This window comes from Pseudomonas sp. GW821-FHT11G12 (genome assembly GCF_058808055.1).
In genome coordinates this window covers 77,049-97,622 of sequence record NZ_JBXARH010000013.1, presented here as the reverse complement: position 1 = coordinate 97,622, position 20,574 = coordinate 77,049, and the positions used below count along the sequence as shown (strand labels likewise).

General features: G+C 60.7%; 12 protein-coding genes and 1 riboswitch. Of the genes, 7 read left to right on the top strand and 5 right to left on the bottom strand.

Annotated features, from left to right (window positions below; translation table 11 throughout):
- Positions 1 to 131 precede the first annotated feature (131 nt).
- Positions 132 to 950 (top strand): M48 family metallopeptidase, encoded by an 819-nt coding sequence (locus AC1RR7_RS28905; RefSeq protein ID WP_096822780.1) that lies wholly within the window; start codon positions 132 to 134, stop codon positions 948 to 950.
- A 44-nt stretch (positions 951 to 994) separates the two neighbouring features.
- Here the strand turns inward: AC1RR7_RS28905 and AC1RR7_RS28900 are convergent, their stop codons facing one another.
- From AC1RR7_RS28900 to AC1RR7_RS28890, 3 genes are all read right to left on the bottom strand, one after another.
- Entirely contained in the window at positions 995 to 1,579 is a 585-nt protein-coding gene (locus AC1RR7_RS28900) for a TMEM165/GDT1 family protein (protein ID WP_096822781.1), read from the bottom strand.
- Positions 1,580 to 1,666: 87 nt separating this feature from the next.
- Positions 1,667 to 1,791: riboswitch (yybP-ykoY riboswitch) on the bottom strand.
- A gap of 39 nt (positions 1,792 to 1,830) precedes the next feature.
- Positions 1,831 to 2,829 (bottom strand): methyltransferase, encoded by a 999-nt coding sequence (locus AC1RR7_RS28895; RefSeq protein ID WP_096822782.1) that lies wholly within the window; start codon positions 2,827 to 2,829, stop codon positions 1,831 to 1,833.
- 32 nt (positions 2,830 to 2,861) lie between these two features.
- Positions 2,862 to 3,827 carry a 2-hydroxyacid dehydrogenase gene (locus AC1RR7_RS28890; protein ID WP_493158869.1) on the bottom strand — a complete coding sequence of 322 codons (966 nt, stop codon included), beginning with the start codon at positions 3,825 to 3,827 and terminating at the stop codon, positions 2,862 to 2,864.
- A gap of 91 nt (positions 3,828 to 3,918) precedes the next feature.
- Between AC1RR7_RS28890 and AC1RR7_RS28885 the strand changes: the two genes are divergently transcribed.
- Positions 3,919 to 4,548 carry a LysE family translocator gene (locus AC1RR7_RS28885; RefSeq protein WP_096822784.1) on the top strand — a complete coding sequence of 210 codons (630 nt, stop codon included), beginning with the start codon at positions 3,919 to 3,921 and terminating at the stop codon, positions 4,546 to 4,548.
- Here AC1RR7_RS28885 and AC1RR7_RS28880 read toward each other — a convergent pair.
- Positions 4,532 to 5,305: an AraC family transcriptional regulator gene (locus AC1RR7_RS28880; RefSeq protein ID WP_493158868.1), complete on the bottom strand. Its 774-nt coding sequence runs from the start codon at positions 5,303 to 5,305 to the stop codon at positions 4,532 to 4,534. The two genes, AC1RR7_RS28885 and AC1RR7_RS28880, sit on opposite strands and share 17 nt — an antisense overlap.
- An 84-nt stretch (positions 5,306 to 5,389) precedes the next feature.
- Between AC1RR7_RS28880 and AC1RR7_RS28875 the strand changes: the two genes are divergently transcribed.
- The 5 genes from AC1RR7_RS28875 (at position 5,390) to AC1RR7_RS28855 (ending at position 14,928) form a co-directional block, all read left to right on the top strand.
- Entirely contained in the window at positions 5,390 to 6,574 is a 1,185-nt protein-coding gene (locus AC1RR7_RS28875; protein ID WP_493158867.1) for an MFS transporter, read from the top strand.
- A 147-nt stretch (positions 6,575 to 6,721) separates the two neighbouring features.
- Entirely contained in the window at positions 6,722 to 8,404 is a 1,683-nt protein-coding gene (locus AC1RR7_RS28870; RefSeq protein ID WP_493158866.1) for a fatty acid--CoA ligase, read from the top strand.
- A gap of 336 nt (positions 8,405 to 8,740) precedes the next feature.
- The gene (locus tag AC1RR7_RS28865) at positions 8,741 to 10,630 is read left to right on the top strand and encodes a DUF1302 domain-containing protein (RefSeq protein WP_096822786.1); all 1,890 of its coding nucleotides are present in this window, start codon (positions 8,741 to 8,743) and stop codon (positions 10,628 to 10,630) included.
- Positions 10,631 to 10,658: 28 nt separating this feature from the next.
- On the top strand, positions 10,659 to 12,023 hold the full coding sequence (locus tag AC1RR7_RS28860; protein WP_096822787.1) for a DUF1329 domain-containing protein: 1,365 nt from the start codon (positions 10,659 to 10,661) through the stop codon (positions 12,021 to 12,023).
- Between the two features lie 169 nt (positions 12,024 to 12,192).
- Positions 12,193 to 14,928: a winged helix-turn-helix domain-containing protein gene (locus AC1RR7_RS28855; RefSeq protein WP_102621237.1), complete on the top strand. Its 2,736-nt coding sequence runs from the start codon at positions 12,193 to 12,195 to the stop codon at positions 14,926 to 14,928.
- Between the two features lie 96 nt (positions 14,929 to 15,024).
- On the opposite strand, the gene AC1RR7_RS28850 is transcribed toward AC1RR7_RS28855, so the two are convergent.
- On the bottom strand, positions 15,025 to 20,493 hold the full coding sequence (locus AC1RR7_RS28850; protein WP_493158865.1) for a M10 family metallopeptidase C-terminal domain-containing protein: 5,469 nt from the start codon (positions 20,491 to 20,493) through the stop codon (positions 15,025 to 15,027).
- Between the last annotated feature and the right edge of the window lie 81 nt (positions 20,494 to 20,574).

Here is a 20,574-nt window from a genome sequence, read left to right as displayed (position 1 = left end):
TCGGCGGATGTGAATTTTTTCCTACAGGGACGAGCAGTGTCTTCTGAAAACAGGTGCATCACGTCTGTTGTATCTGGCGTCGATACAATTACCCGCCTAGGATACGCGGCATGTTTTCAGGGAGCTTTTGAATGAACAAGACTTTGGTTGTAAGTGCACTGAGCGCGGCGCTGTTGCTGGCCGGTTGTCAGTCGGTCAACACCACCAGCGGCGGTGCCGTGGGCGTGGAGCGCAAGCAGTACATGTTCAGCATGCTGTCCTCGCAAGAGGTCGACCAGATGTATGCCCAGTCCTATCAGAAGACCGTTGGCGAGGCGTCCAGCAAAGGTGTGCTGGACAAGACCAGCAACGAAGCCAAGCGGGTTCAGGCGATTGCCAACCGTCTGATCGCCCAGGCGCCGAACTTCCGTCCGGATGCCGCGCAATGGCAGTGGGAAGTGAACCTGATCAAGAGTGACGAGCTCAACGCCAACTGCGGCCCTGGCGGCAAGATCATTTTCTACACCGGGCTGATCGACAGCCTGAAACTGACCGACGATGAAATCGCCGCGGTCATGGGTCATGAAATCGCCCACGCCCTGCGCGAGCACGGTCGTGAAGCAATGTCCAAGGCCTATGGCATCGAGATGGCCAAGCAGGGCGCCGGTGCGTTGCTCGGTCTGGGTCAGGACAGCCTGGCGCTGGCCGACACCGTGGCCAACTACGGGATGACGCTGCCCAACAGCCGTGCCAACGAAAACGAAGCCGACCTGATCGGCCTGGAACTGGCCGCTCGCGCCGGCTACAACCCGAACGCCGCGATCACCTTGTGGAACAAGATGAGCAAGGCGTCCGAAGGTGCGCCGCCAGAGTTCATGAGTACTCACCCGGCATCCTCCAGCCGGATCGCCTCGTTGCAGGCGGCCATTCCGAAGGTCATGCCGCTTTACGAAAAAGCGCCAAAGTCCTGAAGCAATGATCGCTCCCGCACTGAGTGTGGGAGCGATCTGCCGGATCAGACCCAGCCGCTGCTCTGCATCGCCTTGTACACCGCGACGATTGCCAGAATCATGAACGCCGAAGCCGCGAGGCGACGGATCAGGGTCAATGGCAATTTGTCTGCGGCAAAGTTACCCGCCAGAACCACCGGTACGTTGGCAATCAACATGCCGAGCGTAGTGCCGATGATCACCAGCCACAGTTCCGGGTATTGCGCGGCCAGCATCACGGTGGCGATCTGGGTCTTGTCGCCGATTTCCGCGAGGAAGAATGCGATCAGGGTGGTCAGGAACGGTCCGAACTTGCGGGCGGTGCTGGCTTCATCGTCGTCCATCTTGTCCGGCACCAGCGTCCACAGGGCGGTGGCGGTGAAGCTCGCGGCGAGAATCCAGTGCAGGACCGCATCGGAGAAGAAGCTGCCGAACCAGGCGCCTACCGCACCGGCTGCCGCGTGGTTGGCCAGGGTCGCAGCGACGATACCGGCAATGATCGGCCAGGGTTTGCGAAAGCGAGCGGCGAGAATCAGCGCGAGCAGTTGCGTCTTGTCGCCGATTTCGGCCAAGGCAACGATTGCGGTGGGAACGAGTAACGAGTCCAGCATCAGGATTTCCTAAGGGGCGGGTCGACACGGCTATGACACGTACAGCCTTCCCGCCCCGGGTAAGGTGTGCGTGTCATAGGTCTTGTCAAACCCTGCGATCCGTCTGCTGCGGACGCTTGGGTCGCATACGCCATGATCTGAGGATCAAGTATGTTGACGTATGCCGGACGAGCATGGCGCTCGTGGGAGACTACTCCCCTAGGACGGAGCGGATTCTGCCTAGGCAGAATCCATTCGGCAAGTGCTAATTTTCAGCCGCGCTTGGCCCGGTAAATCCGGAAACCATTGCCTTCGGCCTTGATCGCACACACGCCAAGATGCTCTTCGATCAGCGGCTGGTACTTCAGGAAGCTGTTCGCTACCAGGCGCAGTTCGCCGCCGTTTTTCAGATGTTTGGCTGCTTTTCGCAGCAAGTTTTCTGTGGCGAAATAGTCGGTATGTACGCCGACATGGAACGGCGGGTTGCTCAGAATTGCGTTCAATCCCATCGGTGCGGCGTCGATTCCGTCGCCGGTCAACACGTCGGCTTCCAGACCGTTGGCTGCCAGTGTCAGGCGACTGCTGGCGGCAGCGAAGGCGTCAACGTCCAGCAGAGTGACCTGATTGTGCGGGTAGCGACGTTTGACCGCCGCGCCAAGCACACCGGCACCGCAACCGAAGTCCAGCAGATGACCGCTCGGCAGTTTGTCCAGATGCTCCAGCAGCAGGGCGCTGCCGCGATCCAGTCGGCCATGGCTGAAGACGCCCGGCAGGCTGATGACTTTCAGCGGGCCTTCGGCCAGTGGCAGCTCATAAGTCTGCGCCAGGCTTTCCAGGGATTTGGCTTCTGGAGCGTTGGCCACCGTCACTTGCCAGAGTTGGCAATGACGCGCGCTGTCGAGCTTGCGCGGCTTGCCGAACGGGTTGAGTTGCTTGGAGGCACCTTCGATGCCGCTGCGCTTTTCCCCGACCAGAAACACTTCGCGCCCGGCCAGGCGTGAAGCCACGGCATTGAGGATGTAGTCGGTCAAATCCTTGGACTTGGGCAGGAACACCACCGCGCTGTCGAACTCGCGCTCCGGCACGTTGACACCGAAATGGCTGCGGCCTTCAAAGCGCGCATCGAGCGCCGCCTGATCGCCGGCATGCCAGCACCAGCCAAAGGCGTTGGGCAGGCGCCCGAGCAGATCGTCGGCGGGCAGACCGGCCAACAACAGCGAACCCTGGAATAACTCGACCTGACGAAGCAGTACTTCACTGCGCGGATCCATAACTGCTCCTGTGAAAAAAGTGCCGCAGTTTATCAACTGACGACCCGCAGCGCCTTACCGCTGAAGAACGCGTGGGTGTTTTCGACCAATTGACCCACGATCCGCTGCCGGGCCTCGCGGCTGCCCCAAGCGTTGTGCGGAGTGACGATCAGGCGCGGGATGTCGGCAGCCAGCAGTGGATTGCCATTAGTCGGTGGCTCGACGCTCAGCACATCGGTGGCCGCGCCGCCCAGATGACCGTTGCGCAAGGCATCGGCCAGGGCCTGTTCGTCGATCAGACCACCACGGGCGGTGTTGACCACGAAGGCACCGGGTTTCATGGACGCCAGTTCGCGGGCACCGATGAAGTGCCGGGTGTGTTCATTGAGCGGGCAGTGCAGGGTGAGGGCGTCGATCTGTGGCAGCAGTTCTTCCAGCGGCAGGCGATCCGGTCGGGCCGGGCGCCCCGGAATCTGTCCGAGCAGGACGCGCATGCCGAAGGCTTCGGCCAGACGCGCGACCGCGCCGCCGAGTTCGCCATGCCCGAGCAGGCCCAGGGTTTTTCCCTCCAGTTCGACGATCGGATAATCCAGCAGGCAGAACTGTTTCGCCTGTTGCCAGCGTCCTTCACCGACGGCTTTTTGATAATCGGCCAGGCGCGTGGCGAGGTTGAGCAACAGCATGATCGTGTGTTGCGCCACCGATGGCGTGCCGTAACCCTGGCAGTTGCACACGGTAATTCCCTGGGCGCGGGCGGCGGCCAGATCGACATTGTTGGTGCCGGTGGCCGTGATCAGGATCAGTTTCAGTTGAGGGTTGGCAGCCATGGCGGCGGCATCGATCAGGATCTTGTTGCTGATGGCCACGGTTGCGCCTTGCAGGCGTTCGGCAACCTGCGCAGGCAGTGTCTGGGCGAACAGTTGCAGGTCGCTGAAGCAGGCGCGCAACGGCTCGAGGTCAAGGTCGCCCAGATCCAGGGAAGGGTGATCGAGGAATACGGCGCGGTGGGCGTTCGTCATCAACTGTACCTGTTGTGCTTTGAAGGGAAGGCGTAATCTGCCGAGCCTACCAGATGAAACAAAACGTTACGCTTGGCCGAAAGGAGCCCCCATGTACTGGACCGAGTTCTTGACCGTTGCACTGATTCACCTGCTGGCCGTCGCCAGCCCCGGCCCGGACTTTGCCGTGGTGGTGCGCGAGAGCGTGACCCACGGTCGTCGCGCCGGTACCTGGACGGCACTGGGCGTGGGCACGGCGATTTTCCTGCACGTTGGTTATTCGCTGCTGGGCATCGGGCTGATCGTTTCCCAATCGATCGTGTTGTTCAACGCCCTGAAATGGGCCGCCGCCGCTTACCTGCTGTACATCGGCTTCAAGGCCTTGCGCGCGCAACCGGCACCGGCCGTGACCGACGATTTGCACAAGGAGGCTGGTGAACGCACCGCCCGTGGCGCCTTCACCTCAGGTTTCGTGACCAATGGACTGAACCCGAAAGCCACGCTGTTCTTCCTGTCGCTGTTCACCGTGGTGATCAACCCGCACACGCCGCTGGCGGTACAGGCCGGTTACGGGCTTTACCTGGCTGCCGCGACCGCCACCTGGTTCTGTCTGGTGGCGATGTTGTTCAGCCAACAGCGCGTGCGCGCCGGTTTCGCCCGCATGGGCCACTGGTTCGACCGCACCATGGGTGCCGTGCTGATCGCCATCGGCGTGAAACTCGCGTTCACCGAGATGCATTGATCGAGCTGAGCTGATTCAGGGCGTTGAGGTACTCCCGGGGATTGTCCCCGAGCAAACGGCGGAACATCGCGCTGAACGCCCGCGCGCTGCCGTAACCCAGATCCCGCGCCACGCTCTGCACGCTGTCCCCGGCGAGCAGGCGGGGCAGGGCTTCCATCAGGCGCAGTTGCTGGCGCCAGGCATTGAAATTCATCTTCAGTTGTTGCTGGAACAGCCGCGCCAAGGTGCGCGAGCTGGCGCCGACCTGCTGCGCCCAGTCTTCCAGAGTGTTGGGATGATCCGGTGTGCGCAGCAATGCCAGGCAAATGCTTTGCAGGCGTCGGTCGCCGGGCATCGGTATGTGCAGCGGCAGGTTTTCGAGGCCGGCCAGCTCCTCCAGCATCAATTGCTGGATCAGCGGATTGTCGGCGTGGGGCGGGCCCTGCACCGCGCGCAGGATCAGTTCGCGCAGCAACGGTGTCACCGCCAGCACGCAACAATGTTGCAGGCTGGCCGGCGACAGCTCGGGTGCGATGAACAATGAACGCATCTGCACATCGCCGGACATGAAAATCTCGTGGGCGACTTCCGGCGGAATCCACACCGCACGACTCGGCGGAAGCACCCAGGCACCTTGCGCCGTGACCACGCGCATCACCCCGCTCACGGCATAGAGCAATTGCGCCTCGCGGTGCAGGTGCAGCGGCTGGTGCGAGCCGTCCAGATAGTCCCGGGGATAGGCACTGACCGGTCCGTGTTCGAAATGGCTGATCAACATGTCGGATTCGATGACTTGGTTGGCAGGAATGCGCTTTCCGGCCAACTTAGCATGAGCGCTCACTACAACGTAAAGCGTGCCGTCATGAATCAGTCCAGAAACGTCATTCGCTACATCAACGCAGCCCATGTGATCGATCACATGTTCATGCTGATTTTCCCTGCCGCCGTGCTTGGTATGACCCAGGCCTTCGCCCTCGACTACGCCGCGTTGATCGGCTTGTCGCTGGGTGGCTTCATCGCGTTCGGCGCATGTTCGCTACCGGCTGGCTGGCTGGGCGATCACTGGAGCCGGCGGCGGATGATGCTGGTGTTTTTCTTTGGCATCGGTGCCTCGGCAATCTTCACTGGCCTCAGTAACAGCCCGACGATGCTGGTGCTCGGCCTGACCCTGATCGGCATTTTTGCCGCGATCTATCACCCGGTCGGCACGGCGATGCTGGTGGCCTACGCGCAGAATCGCGGGCGCGAGATCGGTATCAACGGCATGTGGGGCAACCTCGGCGTGGCGTTCTCGGCGCTGGTCACCGGGCTGTTGGTGGCGCAGTTCGGCTGGCGCTCGGCATTTCTGTTACCGGGTGCCGTGGCGATCGTGCTGGGGATCGGTTTTGCCTTGCAGGTGCGCGAGGAGCCGATTCCGAAGCGCCCGCACACCGCGCTCAAGGGTGCCGGCGGCCAGCGTATTTCGATGGTCATGGTGTTTGGTGTGCTGGCGCTGGCCACGGCCACCGGCGGGGTGGTGTTCAACGCCACCACCATGACCTATCCGAAACTGTTCCAGGAGCGGTTGCATGACCTGTTCGCCTCACCGCAAACCCTTGGTGTGGTGGTCTGTCTGGCTTACGCCTTTGGCGCGATTGCGCAGTTGAGCATCGGTCGGGTGTTGCACCGCGTCAGCCTGAAGTGGCCGTTTATCGCGCTGACGTTGTGTCAGGCGCCGTTACTGTTCGCGCTGGCTTATGTCGAGGGCTGGGCGGTGATCGCCGTCGGGGCGGCGTTCATGTTCGTGGTGTTCGGCCAGGTGACGGTGAACGATTCGATGGTCGCCAACTTCGTCGCACCGCAATGGCAGTCACGGGTGTTTGCCTTGCGTTACTGTTTATCGTTCGGTGCCAGTGCGACGGCGATTCCGCTGATTGCCTATGTCGAACCGCGCCATGGTTTTGTGGGGCTTTACCTGATTCTGGCCGGTTTTGGCGCTTTGACCTTCCTTGCGGCGGTGGTTTTCCCACGCACACCTTCCGAAGCGGCGGTAGGGCAAACGGCCTGATCGGTGACGAATACCGGCAAATGCTGGCGCAAAGCTAGCATTTGTACGGCTCTGCAAATCATTCCTTTGGCTGATTTGGCTGGCGTATAAGGGTTCTAGAGTACAAAACTCCAACGCCAACACCGTGCAGTCAGAAAAGGGATTCTTATGTTGCAGACTCGCGTTATTCCGCCCGCCGAAGGGGCCTACCAGTATCCACTGCTGATTAAACGGCTGCTGATGTCGGGCGCCCGTTACGAGAAAACCCGCGAGATCATCTACCGTGACCAGTTGCGCTACAGCTACCCGACGCTGATCGAACGCGTCGCGCGACTGGCCAACGTACTGACGGCGGCCGGCGTGAAGGCCGGCGATACCGTGGCGGTGATGGACTGGGACAGCCATCGCTACCTGGAGTGCATGTTTGCCATTCCGATGATCGGCGCGGTGATCCACACCATCAACGTGCGCCTGTCCCCGGAACAGATTCTCTACACCATGAATCACGCCGAGGACCGCTTCGTGCTGGTCAACAGCGAGTTCGTCGGGCTGTACCAGGCCATCGCGCCGCACCTGACGACGGTGGAGAAAACCCTGCTGCTGACCGATCTGCCGGAAAAAACCGCGGATCTGCCGAATCTGGTCGGCGAGTACGAACAGTTGCTGGCGGCCGCGAGCCCGCAGTACGACTTCCAGGACTTCGACGAAAACTCGGTCGCCACCACGTTCTACACCACGGGCACCACCGGCAATCCGAAAGGCGTGTACTTCACCCATCGGCAACTGGTGCTGCACACCATGGGCGTGTCGACCATCATGGGCGCCATCGACAGCGTGCGGCTGTTGGGCACCAACGACGTGTACATGCCGATCACCCCGATGTTCCACGTGCATGCCTGGGGCCTGCCTTACGTGGCGACCATGCTCGGGCTCAAGCAGGTTTACCCGGGGCGTTACGATCCGGAGTTCCTCGTCGAGCTGTGGCGCAAGGAGAAGGTCACGTTCTCCCACTGTGTGCCGACCATTCTGCAAATGCTGCTCAACGCCAAGGCCGCGCAGGGCACTGATTTCGGCGGCTGGAAAATCGTCATCGGCGGCAGCGCGCTCAATCGCACGCTGTACGAAACGGCCAAGAGCAAGGGCATTCAACTGACGGCCGCCTACGGCATGTCGGAAACCGGGCCATTGGTCTCGTGCGCGCATCTGAACGACGAGCTGATGGCCGGCACCGAAGACGAACGCACCACCTACCGGATCAAGGCCGGCGTGCCGGGGCCGTTGGTCGAAGCGGCCATCGTCGACGGCGACGGCAACTTCCTGCCGGCCGATGGCGAAACCCAGGGCGAACTGGTGCTGCGCGCACCGTGGCTGACCGAAGGCTATTTCAACGAACCGCAGAAGGGCGCCGAGCTGTGGGCCGGCGGCTGGCTGCACACCGGGGACGTCGCCACGCTCGACAGCATGGGTGTGATCGACATCCGCGACCGGATCAAGGACGTGATCAAGACCGGTGGCGAATGGATTTCCTCGCTGGACCTCGAAGACCTGATCAGTCGCCACGTCGCGGTACGTGAAGTAGCAGTGGTGGGCATCGCCGATCCGCAGTGGGGCGAGCGCCCGTTTGCCTTGCTGGTGATCCGCGAAGGGCACGCCATCGGGGCCCGTGAGCTCAAGGAACATCTCAAGCCGTTCGTGGAACTGGGGCACCTGAGCAAGTGGGCGATTCCGAGTCAGATCGCCCTTGTTACTGAAATTCCCAAGACCAGTGTCGGCAAGCTCGACAAGAAGCGCATCCGCCTCGACATCACCGAATGGCAGGCCAATAACAGCACCTTCCTCTCGACGCTCTGAGTGTCCCCTGGCGCGCCGAAAACGGCGCGCCAGACCCACCAAGCAAGCGCTTGGCTTGTTAAATCCGAATTTTCAGCCATCCTTGCCGTGCCAACATGTGTCGGACTGGCGAAAGGACTGTTCCAGAGTGGCCGGCAGCTGCAAATCACACTTTAGAGGGATCAAGCAGTACCACCTGCTGGCTATAGTCCGCTCAAGGATTTTTAAGAACGGGGCACACGCACACACGGGGCGATGCAACATTGAAGTGATTTCGGGAGGCCTCTGGCGCCCGGTCCTTCAGGCGTTTTTAAAAGTACTCACTGCCATAACAATAATGCACATGGAGTAGCGTCGATGACCTCAGTAAACCAGTTCTGGCGCCGGGCGAAACTGCCTCTGGCGGTCAGTCTTGCCTCCACGCTCGCCGGGCCCGCATTCGGCGTCAGCTTCAACGTCGGTGAAATCGAAGGCCAGTTCGACTCCTCGCTCTCCCTGGGCATGAGTATTTCGACCCAGCAGCCGAACAAGGATCTTATTGGTGTCAACAACGGCGGCCGGGGCCTGTCCCAGACCTCCGACGACGGTCACTTGAACTTCAAGAGCGGGCAAGCCTTCTCGAAGATCTTCAAGGGCATCCACGACCTCGAATTGAAATACGGCGACACCGGTGTCTTCGTCCGGGGCAAATACTGGTACGACTTCGCGCTGCAGAACCAGGATCTGGAATACAAGGACGTCAGCAACCATAACCGCGACGTGGCAGCCCGCTCTTCGGGTGGCCAGATCCTCGACGCCTTCGTTTACCACAACTACTCCATTGCCGATGAGCCGGGTTCGGTGCGTCTGGGCAAACAGGTGGTGAACTGGGGTGAAAGTACCTTCATCGGTGGCGGCATCAACTCGATCAACCCGATCGACGTTTCCGCCTTCCGCCGTCCGGGCGCCGAGATCAAGGAAGGCCTGATCCCGGTCAACATGTTCTACCTGTCCCAGAGCATCACCGAAAACCTGTCGGCCGAAGGTTTCTACCAGATCGACTGGCAGAAGACCGTGACCGACAACTGCGGCACGTTCTTCTCTCAGCCTGACATCGTCACCACCGGTTGCGACGACAACCTGCGCGTGCTGAACAAGCGCTCGACCATTCCGGGTGTTGCCCTCGGCCCGCTGGCGGCCGCCAATGTCGACGTCAACGAAGAAGGCGTGCTGGTGCGTCGCTCCCCGAACCGCAATGCGCGGGACAGCGGGCAGTGGGGCGTGTCCGCCAAGTACATGTTCGATCCGCTGGCCACCGAGTTCGGTGCCTACTTCATGAACTATCACAGCCGTGCGCCGATCTTCAGCGCAACCGGTGCGCCACAGTCCATCTACAACGGCGTCAAGGCGCTCCCGGGCCCGTTCCAGGCATTGGGCCCTCTGGTGGTAGCGGGTAACTCCGAGTATTTCATCGAGTATCCAGAGGACATTCGTCTCTACGGTCTGAGTTTCTCCACCACCCTGCCTACCGGCACGGCGTGGAGCGGTGAGATCAGCTACCGGCCGAACGCGCCGGTGCAACTGAACTCCACCGACATCCTGTTCGCCGGTGTGCGTCCGCTGGGCGGCGCGCTGACCAACGCCTCGATCCTCAATGGCGTTCCGGGCCAGGACCTGCACGGTTACAACCGCAAGGAAATCACTCAGCTCCAGACCACCCTGACGCACTTCTTCGATCAGGTCATGGGTGCCAACCGTCTGACCCTGGTGGGTGAAGTCGGTGTGACTCACGTTGGCGGTCTGGAAAGCAAGTCCGAGGCCCGTTATGGCCGCGATCCGGTCTTCGGTCCGGGTGAGCTGCCGGCGACCGGCGGCCTGGATACCTGCTCGCAGATCCTCAACACCTCGACCATCAACGGTGCCGGCCCTGGCGCTTCGACCAGCAACCGCTCCAGCAATTGCGACAACAACGGCTTCACCACCGCCACTTCCTGGGGCTATCGCGCTCGTGCCATCTGGGATTACAGCGACGTGTTCGCCGGCGTGAACCTGAAGCCGAACGTGGCCTGGTCCCACGACGTCAAGGGTTACTCCCCAGGCCCTGGCGGCAACTTCGAGGAAGGCCGCAAGGCCATCAGCCTCGGGCTTGATGCCGAATACCAGAACACTTACACCGCAAGCCTGGCCTACACCAACTTCTTTGGTGGCGAATACAGCACGGTGGATGATCGCGACTTCGTTGCCCTCAGTGTTGGCGTGAACTTCTAAGCACAGTTTTTTCAGGACGAACAACCATATGAAAATAACAAAGAGTCTGTTCCACGCCGGTGTTCTGGGGCTTTCGCTGCTGGCGACCAGCGTGATGGCGGCGGTCCCTGCCGCCGAGGCCGACAAATTGGGCAAGAGCCTGACCCCGATGGGAGCCGAGATGGCGGGCAACGCCGACGGTTCGATCCCGGCCTGGAAACCGCTGGCGAAAAATGCCGGCACCGTCGACAGCAAAGGCTTCCTGTCCGATCCGTACGCCAGTGAAAAACCGCTGTTCACCATCACCGCGCAGAACGTCGACCAGTACAAGGACAAGCTTGCGCCGGGCCAGTACGCGATGTTCAAGCGTTACCCGGACACGTTCAAGATGCCGGTTTACCCGTCCCATCGCGGTGCCACCGTGCCGGATGACGTGTTCGCCGCCATCAGGAAAAACGCCACGACCACCACGCTGGTGGCCGGTGGCAACGGTCTGGAAAACTTCCAGACCGCCGTGCCGTTCCCGATCCCGAAAGACGGTCTGGAAGTCATCTGGAACCACATCACTCGCTATCGCGGTGGCAGCGTGACCCGTCTGGTGACCCAGGCGACGCCGCAGACCAACGGCTCGTTCAGCCTGGTGTATTTCCAGGACCAGTTCGTGTTCCGCGACAAGATGAAGGATTACGATCCGGCCAACCCGGGCAACGTGCTGTTCTACTTCAAGCAGAAAGTGACCGCGCCGGCTCGTCTGGCAGGTACCGTGCTGCTGGTGCACGAGACCCTCGACCAGGTGAAGGAGCCGCGCAAGGCCTGGGTTTATGCAACCGGCCAGCGTCGCGTACGTCAGGCGCCACAAGTGTCCTATGACGGTCCGGGCACGGCGGCGGACGGTCTGCGTACCTCCGACAACCTGGACATGTACAACGGTGCACCGGATCGTTATGACTGGAAGCTTGAAGGCAAGAAAGAGATGTACATTGCCAACAACAGCTACAAGATCGATTCACCAACACTCAAGTACACCGACATCATCAAGGCCGGCCACATCAATCAGGACCTGGCTCGTTACGAGCTGCGTCGCGTCTGGCACGTGGTGGCAACCTTGAAACCGGGTCAGCGTCACATCTACGCCAAACGTGACTTCTTCATCGATGAAGATACCTGGCAGGCAGCCGTCATCGACCATTACGACGGTCGCGGTCAGCTGTGGCGTGTCGCCGAGGCCCATGCCGAGGACTACTACGACAAGCAAGTGCCGTGGTACGCGCTGGAAACCCTGTATGACCTGCAATCGGGTCGCTACCTGGCACTGGGCATGAAGAACGAAGAGAAATCAGCGTATGACTTCGGCTTCTCTGCCAGTAAAAGCGAATTCCAGCCAGGCAACCTGGGCCAGGACGGTATCCGCTAAGCTGTAACCCGAGGCCGCATCCTCGAAAAAACGCCCCGACTGGTTCGGGGCGTTTTTTTGCGTCGTGATTTTGTAGCCATTTGTAGCAACAACTTCATATGTACGCCGTTTAAGGCTAGTCTGCGGACATCTGCCACGCCGCCAACAGCCATTCAAACAAGAGCCGGCCATGACTGATCTGTCCCCACTTCCGGGTCCCGCAAGCGTTGCCGTCGCGGCATTGGACGGACGTTTTTTCCGTCCTCCGCTGCCTGACGGATACGTACTGCGACCCCGCCTCTGCGAGCGCCTGCAAGCCGGGCTCGGTGGACGTCTGTTGCTGGTCTGCGCCCCGGCCGGGTTCGGCAAAAGCTCGCTGGCCGTGGAGTTCTGTCAAAGCCTGCCGGGACATTGGCAAAGCCTGTGGCTGGGACTGAGCGCCCGGGACAGTGACCCGGGGCGCTTTCTCGAGCGCTTGCTCGAAGGCTTGCAGGACTACTTCCCGGAACTCGGCAGCCGCGCACTCGGCCTGTTGAAAATGCGTCAGCGTCATCAGCCGTTCGCCTTTGAAGAATGGCTCGACGGCCTGCTCGATGAGCTGGCCCTGCACCTGCAACCGACCTCGCCCCTGTTGCTGGTGCTGGACGATTACCACCTCGCTCAGGGGCCGGTACTTGACCGTTGTCTGCAATTTTTCCTCAATCATTTACCCGACGGCCTGCTGGTCATGGTTACCAGCCGTCAGCGACCGGACTGGCATCTCGCCCGTCTGCGCCTGTCGCGACAGTTGCTGGAACTGCATGAACAGGATCTGCGCCTGACCCACGACGAAGCCCTGGCGTTGCTCGACCGTCACAGTAGCTCGCTGCGCGGCGAGGCCCTGGAAAACCTGATCCAGCGCAGCGAAGGCTGGGTGGCCGGGCTGCGCTTCTGGTTGCTGGCGGTGTCCGAGGCCGGGAGTGACGCAGCGTTGCCGCAGGCCTTGAACAGCGGGGAAGGGCTGATCCGTGATTACCTGCTGGAAGAAGTCATCGACTGCCTGCCGGCCGAGGTGCAGGCGTTTCTCTACGACACCGCACCGCAGGAACGCTTTTGCAGCGAGTTATGCGACGCGGTGCGCGAATCCCACGACAGTGCCGAGATTCTGCGCTTCCTGCTGGCGCATCAGGTGTTTCTGGTGCCGCTGGATGAACACGGGCACTGGTATCGCTATCACCATCTGTTTTCCGATCTGTTGCGCAGCAGGCCGATTGCCCGGGCGATCGTCCCCGCGGCAACACTGCACCTGCGCGCCTGTCGCTGGTTCAATGCCCAGGGTCTGCTGGATGAGGCCGTGGAGCAGGCGTTGCGGGCAGGGCATCTGGACGTGGCGGCGAATCTGGTGCAGAACCTGTCCGAGGAACAACTGCTCGCCGAGCAGAACGTCGGCATGTTGCTGCGCTGGAAGATGGACTTGCCTGACAGTCTGCTGATCAGCACGCCACGCCTGATCGTGTTGTACAGCTGGGCGCTGGGGCTGGCGTGTCAGCTCGACGCGGCCGAAGAACTCGCCAGTCACCTGAGCCGGTTTCTGCCGGCGCCGTCGGCCACCGCGCAGAAATCCATGCTTGCCCAATGGCTGGCGCTCAAGGGCATCATCGCCCGTGGCCGAGGGCATCGCGAGCAGACCATCGAGTATTGCAGCGAAGCGCTGGAAAGCCTGCCGGCCAAACGCTACGGCCAGCGCCTGATGTGTTTGTCGACCTTGTCCAACCTGGCGATTGCCGACGGCGATCTGTGGCGCGCCCGAGGCTTGAACCGCGAATCCCTGGAGCTGGCGCAGCGGGTCGGCAATCCACTGTTCGAAGCGCTGGCCCACTACGACCGTGCCCGGGTATTGCAGGCGCGGGGGGAGATAGTGCGCTCGCTCGATGAAGTGCATCAGGGCCTCGAGCGTCTGCGCGGATTGTCGGCGCAGCGTTTGTATGCCGTGCGTGCGCGATTGACGCTGTATGAGGGGTTTCTGTTGGCCATGCGCTTGCAGCCCGACGCGGCGCGAGTGCGATTGCAGGCCGGCCTGAGTGAAGCGCGCGCCTGTCGTGATATCAGCGTGTTGATTGGTCACTGTGTGATTGCCCGGCTCGACGGCAGCCGCGGTGATTACGCCCGGGCTTTTGCCGAACTGGCCGAAGCCGAGCGTCTGATGCACATCTGGGATGTTCCGCCGATCTACTACCTGGCGATGATCACGCTGGTCAAATGCGAGCTGTGGCTGGCGCAGGGGCGGATTGACCTGGCCGAGGCGTGGCTGGCGCGTCTGGGGCAGACCTACACCGGCGAACGCGCCGCGGCACCACCGGAGTTTCACCCGCAGTTGCCGTTGCATGTCGAATTGCAGCAGGCGCTGCTGGATGTCATTCAGGGGCAACCGATGCTGGCCGAAGGCCGGTTGAATGTACTGTTGGAAAACGGCCAGCAGACCGGGCGCCAGTTGTTGAGTGTGATGGCGTTGACGCAGAAGGTGGCGCTGCTGCTGGTGAACAATCGCGAACCCGAGGCCCGCAAAGCGTTGGCACAGGCAATGGAAGCAGCCAGTGGCGGGGTGTTGCAGCCATTCGAGTGCCTGGTCAAAGACCACGCCGATTGGTTGCGCGGGCAACTGTCGCTGAACGCACCGGGTCTTGTAGGTCAGCAACTGCTGGAGCACTTCCCGCCGCCAGCGTTGCGCACGGTGCAGGATTCTCCGATTACTGAACAGTTGAGCAGTCGCGAACTGGCAGTCCTGCGTCTGATTGCCCAAGGATGCTCGAATCAGGAAATCAGCGAACAACTGTTCATTTCGCTGCATACCGTGAAAACCCACGCCAGTCATATCAACAGCAAACTGGGGGTTGAGCGGCGCACACAGGCAGTGGCGAGGGCCAAGGAGCTCGGGGTTCTGAGCTAGGTCTTTGGCTCGATCGACGCCAACAAAAACGCCCCGAATCATCGGGGCGTTTTTTTGGCATCCGACCTGTGAAAACAGGTCGGGTGTCGGGTTGTATCAGGCCACCAGATCGGTGGCGCTGAAGCTGTTTACACCCACCAGCTGGATTTCGAAGTCCGCACCGGCGTTGCCGCTGACGTTGCCCGAAAGCACGTGGTCGACGAAGCGCAGTTGGCCGGCGCCAGTGAAGTCGCCCGCACCGATGAAGGTGAAGCCATTGAAGCCGGCGGTCAGCAGGTTGGCGTCAAACTTCGTCAGGTCGATCTTGTCGCCTTGCGCACTGTTGAAGTCGGTAATGACATCGCGGTTGCTGCCGGTACCCATTTCGTTGACGCCACCGAAAACAAACGTGTCCGCGCCTGCGCCACCGGTGAGCGTGTCCGCCCCGGCTCCGCCATTGAGGACGTTGTTGTCGGCGTTGCCGATCAGGGTGTTGTTCAGGCTGTTGCCGGTCAGCGCGAACTTGCCGCTGCCCAGCAACGTGGCGTTTTCGACATTCACCAGGTTACTGATGCTCAGATCGACAAGGCTCGATTGCGGTGTGGCGGCGTAGGTGATCAACAGGGTGTCGTTACCTTCGTTGGCCTGTTCCTGAATCAGGGCCAGTTCGCCGGACTGATCGAGGCCGTAGGTGTCGTTGCCCTTGCCGCCGATCATGGTGTCCAGGCCTGCACCACCGGACAGCTGGTTGTTGCCGTCGTTGCCGATCAACACGTTGTTCAGTGCGTTGCCCAGGGCAAAGATGTCAGCAGTGCCAGTGAGGGTCAGATTTTCCAGGTTGTTGCCCAGGACATAGTTGATCGAGGACATCACTGTGTCGATCTCGTTTGCCAGGGTGCTGGTTTCGCTGACCACGTCGCCGACGTTGTCGACGATGTAGGTGTCATTGCCGGCACCGCCCGCCATGAAGTCTGCCCCGGCGCCACCATCAATAATGTTGCTGTCGGCGTTGCCGATGAGGGTGTTGTTCAGGCTGTTGCCGGTCAGCGTGAAGTTGCCGCTGCCCATCAGGGTGACGTTCTCGACGTTGTGCAGGTTGCTGAGGCTCAGGTCGACGACGTTGGTCTGTGCCGTGGCGGCGTAGGTGATCAACAGGGTGTCAGTACCTTCGTTGGCCAGCTCCTGAATCAGGGCCAGTTCACCGGCCTGATCGAGACCGTAGGTGTCATTGCCCTTGCCACCGATCATGGTGTCGAGACCGGCGCCACCGGACAATTGGTTATTACCGTCGTTGCCGATCAGCACGTTATCCAGCGAGTTACCCAAGGCAAAGATGTCGGCAGCGCCAGTGAGGGTCAGGTTTTCGAGGTTGGCGCCCAGGACATAGCTGACCGAAGCCCGTACGGTATCGATTTCACCGACTACCGTACTGGTTTCGCTGACCACGTCGCCGGCATTGTCGACGATGTACGTGTCGTTACCCGCGCCGCCGATCATGATGTCTGCGCCGGTACCACCGTCGAGAACGTTGTCGCCGCTGTTGCCGATCAAGGTGTTGTTCAGAGCATTGCCGGTACCGTTGAGGTTGTCGGTGCCGGTGAGGGTGAGGTTTTCAACGTTGTTGCCCAGGGTGTAACTGATCGAGGCTTGAACAGTGTCGATTTCGTTCGCCAGGGTGCTGGTTTCGCTGACCACGTCGCCGATATTGTCGACGATGTAGATGTCATTGCCGGCGCCGCCCGCCATGAAGTCCGCACCGGCGCCACCGTCGATGTAGTTGCTGTCAGCGTTGCCGATCAGGGTGTTGTTCAGGGCGTTGCCGTTCAAGCGGAAACTACCGCTGCCCAGCAGGGTGGCGTTCTCGACGTTGCGCAAGTTGCTGAGGTTCAGGTCGACGACATTGGTCTGCAGAGTCGATGCGTAGGTGATCAGCAGCGTGTCGTTGCCTTCGCCGGCCTGTTCCTGGATCAGGGCCAGCTCACCGGCCTGGTCGAGACCGTAGGTGTCATTGCCTTTGCCGCCGATCATGGTGTCCAGACCTGCGCCACCCGAAAGCTGGTTGTTGCCGTCGTTGCCGATCAGCACGTTATCCAGCGCGTTGCCCAGAGCAAATGTATCGCCTGTGCCGGTCAGGGTCAGGTTCTCGAGGTTGGCGCCCAGAACGTAGTTGATCGAGGCCTGCACGGTGTCGATTTCGTTCGCCAGGGTGCTGGTTTCGCTGACCACGTCGCCGACGTTGTCGACGATGTAGGTGTCATTGCCGGTGCCGCCGGCCATGAAGTCCGCGCCGACACCGCCGTCGAGAATGTTATTGCCACTGTTGCCGTTCAACACGTTGTTCAGGGCGTTGCCTGTCGCGTTGATGTTGTCAGTGCCCACCAGCGTAAGGTTTTCGACGTTGTTGCCCAGGGTGTAATTGATATAGGAGTAAACCAGGTCGATTTCCGTCGCCGAGGTGCCCTCTTCGATAACCACGTCACCGACGTTGTCGACTACATAGGTGTCATTGCCTGCGCCGCCATTGAGGGTGTCCGCGCCAGCTCCGCCGTTCAGAATGTTGTTGTCGGCATTACCGATCAGAACGTTGTTCAGGCTGTTGCCGACCACTGCGAAATTACCGCTGCCCAGCAGTGTCACGTTTTCCACGTTCTGCAGGTTGCTGATGCTCAGATCGACAATCTGCGAGGTGGCGGCATAGGTCAGAAGCAGGGTGTCGGTGCCTTCGTTGGCCAGTTCCTGGATCAGGGCCAGTTCGCCGGACTGATCGAGGCCATAGGTGTCGTTACCCTTGCCACCGATCATGGTGTCCAGACCTGCGCCACCGGACAGCTGGTTGTTGCCGTCGTTGCCGATCAGCACGTTGTTCTGTGCGTTACCCAGGGCAAAGATGTCAGCAGTGCCAGTGAGGGTCAGATTTTCGACGTTGGCGCCCAAGGCGAAATTGACCGAGGACAATACGGTGTCGATCTCGTTTGCCAGGGTACTGGTTTCGCTGACCACGTCGCCGATATTGTCGACGATGTAGGTGTCATTGCCGGCTCCGCCCGCCATGAAGTCCGCCCCGGCGCCACCATCGATAATGTTGCTGTCGGCGTTGCCGATGAGGGTGTTGTTCAGGCTGTTGCCGGTCAGCGTGAAGTTGCCGCTGCCCAGCAGAGTGACGTTCTCGATGTTGCGCAGGTTACTGAGGTTCAGGTCGACGGTGCTGGTCTGCGGTGTGGCGGAATAGGTCAGTTGAAGGGTGTCGATGCCCTCGTTTGCCAGTTCCTGAACCAATGCCAGTTCCCCGGCCTGATCCAGTGCGTAGGTGTCATTGCCCTTGCCACCGATCATGGTGTCGAGACCGGCGCCACCGGCGAGCTGGTTGTTGCCGTCGTTGCCGATCAGCACGTTGTCCTGCGAGTTGCCCAAGGCAAAGATGTCGGCAGTGCCGGTGAGGGTCAGGTTCTCGAGGTTGGCGCCCAGAACGAAGCTGACCGAAGCCCGTACGGTATCGATTTCACCGACTACGGTACTGGTTTCGCTGACCACGTCACCGGCATTGTCGACGATGTAGGTGTCATTGCCCGCGCCGCCGATCATGATGTCCGCGCCGGCGCCACCGTTGAGCACGTTGTCGCCGCTGTTGCCGATCAAGGTGTTGTTCAGGGCATTGCCGGTACCATTGAGATTGTCGGTGCCGGTGAGGGTGAGGTTCTCAACGTTGTTGCCCAGGGTGTAACTGATCGAGGCTTGAACAGTGTCGATTTCGCTCGCCAGGGTGCTGGTTTCGCTGACCACGTCGCCGACATTGTCGACGATGTAAATGTCATTGCCAGCGCCACCCACCATGACATCCGCACCGGCGCCGCCGTCGATGTAGTTGCTGTCGGCGTTGCCGATCAGGGTGTTGTTCAGGGCGTTGCCGTTCAAACGGAAGTTACCGCTGCCCAGCAGGGTGGCGTTCTCGACGTTGAGCAGGTTGCTGAGGTTCAGGTCGACGACGTTGGTCTGCAGGGTCGATGCGTAGGTGATCAGCAGAGTGTCGTTACCTTCGCCGGCCTGCTCCTGGATCAGGGCCAGCTCACCGGCCTGATCGAGACCGTAGGTGTCATTGCCTTTGCCGCCGATCATGGTGTCCAGACCTGCGCCACCAGAGAGCTGGTTGTTGCCGTCGTTGCCGATCAGCACGTTGTTCAGCGCGTTGCCCAGAGCAAACGTATCGCCTGTACCGGTGAGGGTCAGATTCTCGATGTTGGCGCCCAGTGCGAAGCTGACCGAGGCCAGCACGTTGTCGATTTCACCGACGACCGCACTGGTTTCGCTGACCACGTCACCGGCATTGTCGACGATGTAGGTGTCGTTGCCCGCGCCGCCCGCCATGAAGTCCGCGCCGGCACCGCCATCAATGAAGTTGCTGCCACTGTTGCCGACCAGCACGTTGTTCAGCGCATTGCCGGTGGCAGTCAGATTGTCGGTGCCCACCAGCGTAAGGTTTTCGACGTTGTTGCCCAAGGTGTAGCTGATGGAGGAAATGACGGTATCGATTCCCGAGCCGAAGTTCGCGAGCTCAACCACGGTATCGCCGGCGTTATCGACGTAGTAGGTGTCGTTACCGTCACCCCCGGTCATGGAGTCTGCACCTGCCATGCCGTTGAGGGTGTTGTTCAGTGCGTTGCCGATGAGGACGTCATCGAATGCCGAGCCGATGGCATTCTCGATTTTTGCGCCATAGGCAATCGCCAGGCCGTCATTGATCGCAGCCTGGGTGTTCAGGTCAGTGAAGGCCTTGCCGATCTGGCTGTAGGCACCTTCATTCAGGTTGATCTTCACGGCGGCAAGTTGATTGCTGCCATCAATGGTGTCGTTACCGCCGGCATCCCAGATGGTTTCAAAAATCGACTGGTCAGGGGCCCACTTGTAGACGTTGTCGCCGGTCTGCCACATCGTGTTGACGCCATACAGGCTCTGAATCGCGAGGATGTCGAGAACCATCGGTGTCGTCGGCTGGTACGAGTAATTGCTGCTGTAACTCATCACCGTGAAGTGAACGTCGTCCAGTGACGGATCCAGCAGTGTCTTGTTGGTCGAGCTGACGTCGAACGGATGCTTGAGCCCCAGTGCGTGACCGATCTCATGGATGAAGGTCATGACATCATAAGACCCCTTCAGCGGGGTGGCTTCGCCCGTCTGCGGGCCAATCCAGACATCGCCACCGGCCGGGGTGTTGGCAGGGAAATAAGCCCAGGCAGCGGTCTTGTTGTCCATCAGCCGATAGCCGCCGAAGCGCAGGTCACCCACGTTGGTCAGCGTGTCTGTGGTCAGGCTGAAATTGAGATTGGTGACGGCTGCCCAAGTCCCCAGTGAGTAGTTCACTGCCGCCTTCTGACCCGGAGTGAGCTCGTACAGCGCGTTGTATTCGTTGTCGGGGCTGTAGTCAGTGACGAAGTACGAGGTGCCAGGAGCCATGAAGCTATAGCTCAAACTGGTTCCACCTTTGCCCCAGTTGGACCCCAGCCAGTAACTGCCGGCAATGAGGCTGTCGACAGTGGCATTGCCGGTCAGAAAAGCGGGGAAGGTGAAGGAGTAAGTCTTGGGCGTAGGCATGCGGGGATTTCCTGAGTGCGCTGCGGCCCTTCCTGAATGCGACCGCTACAAAAAATGCGATTTTGCACCAGAAACAGGAAG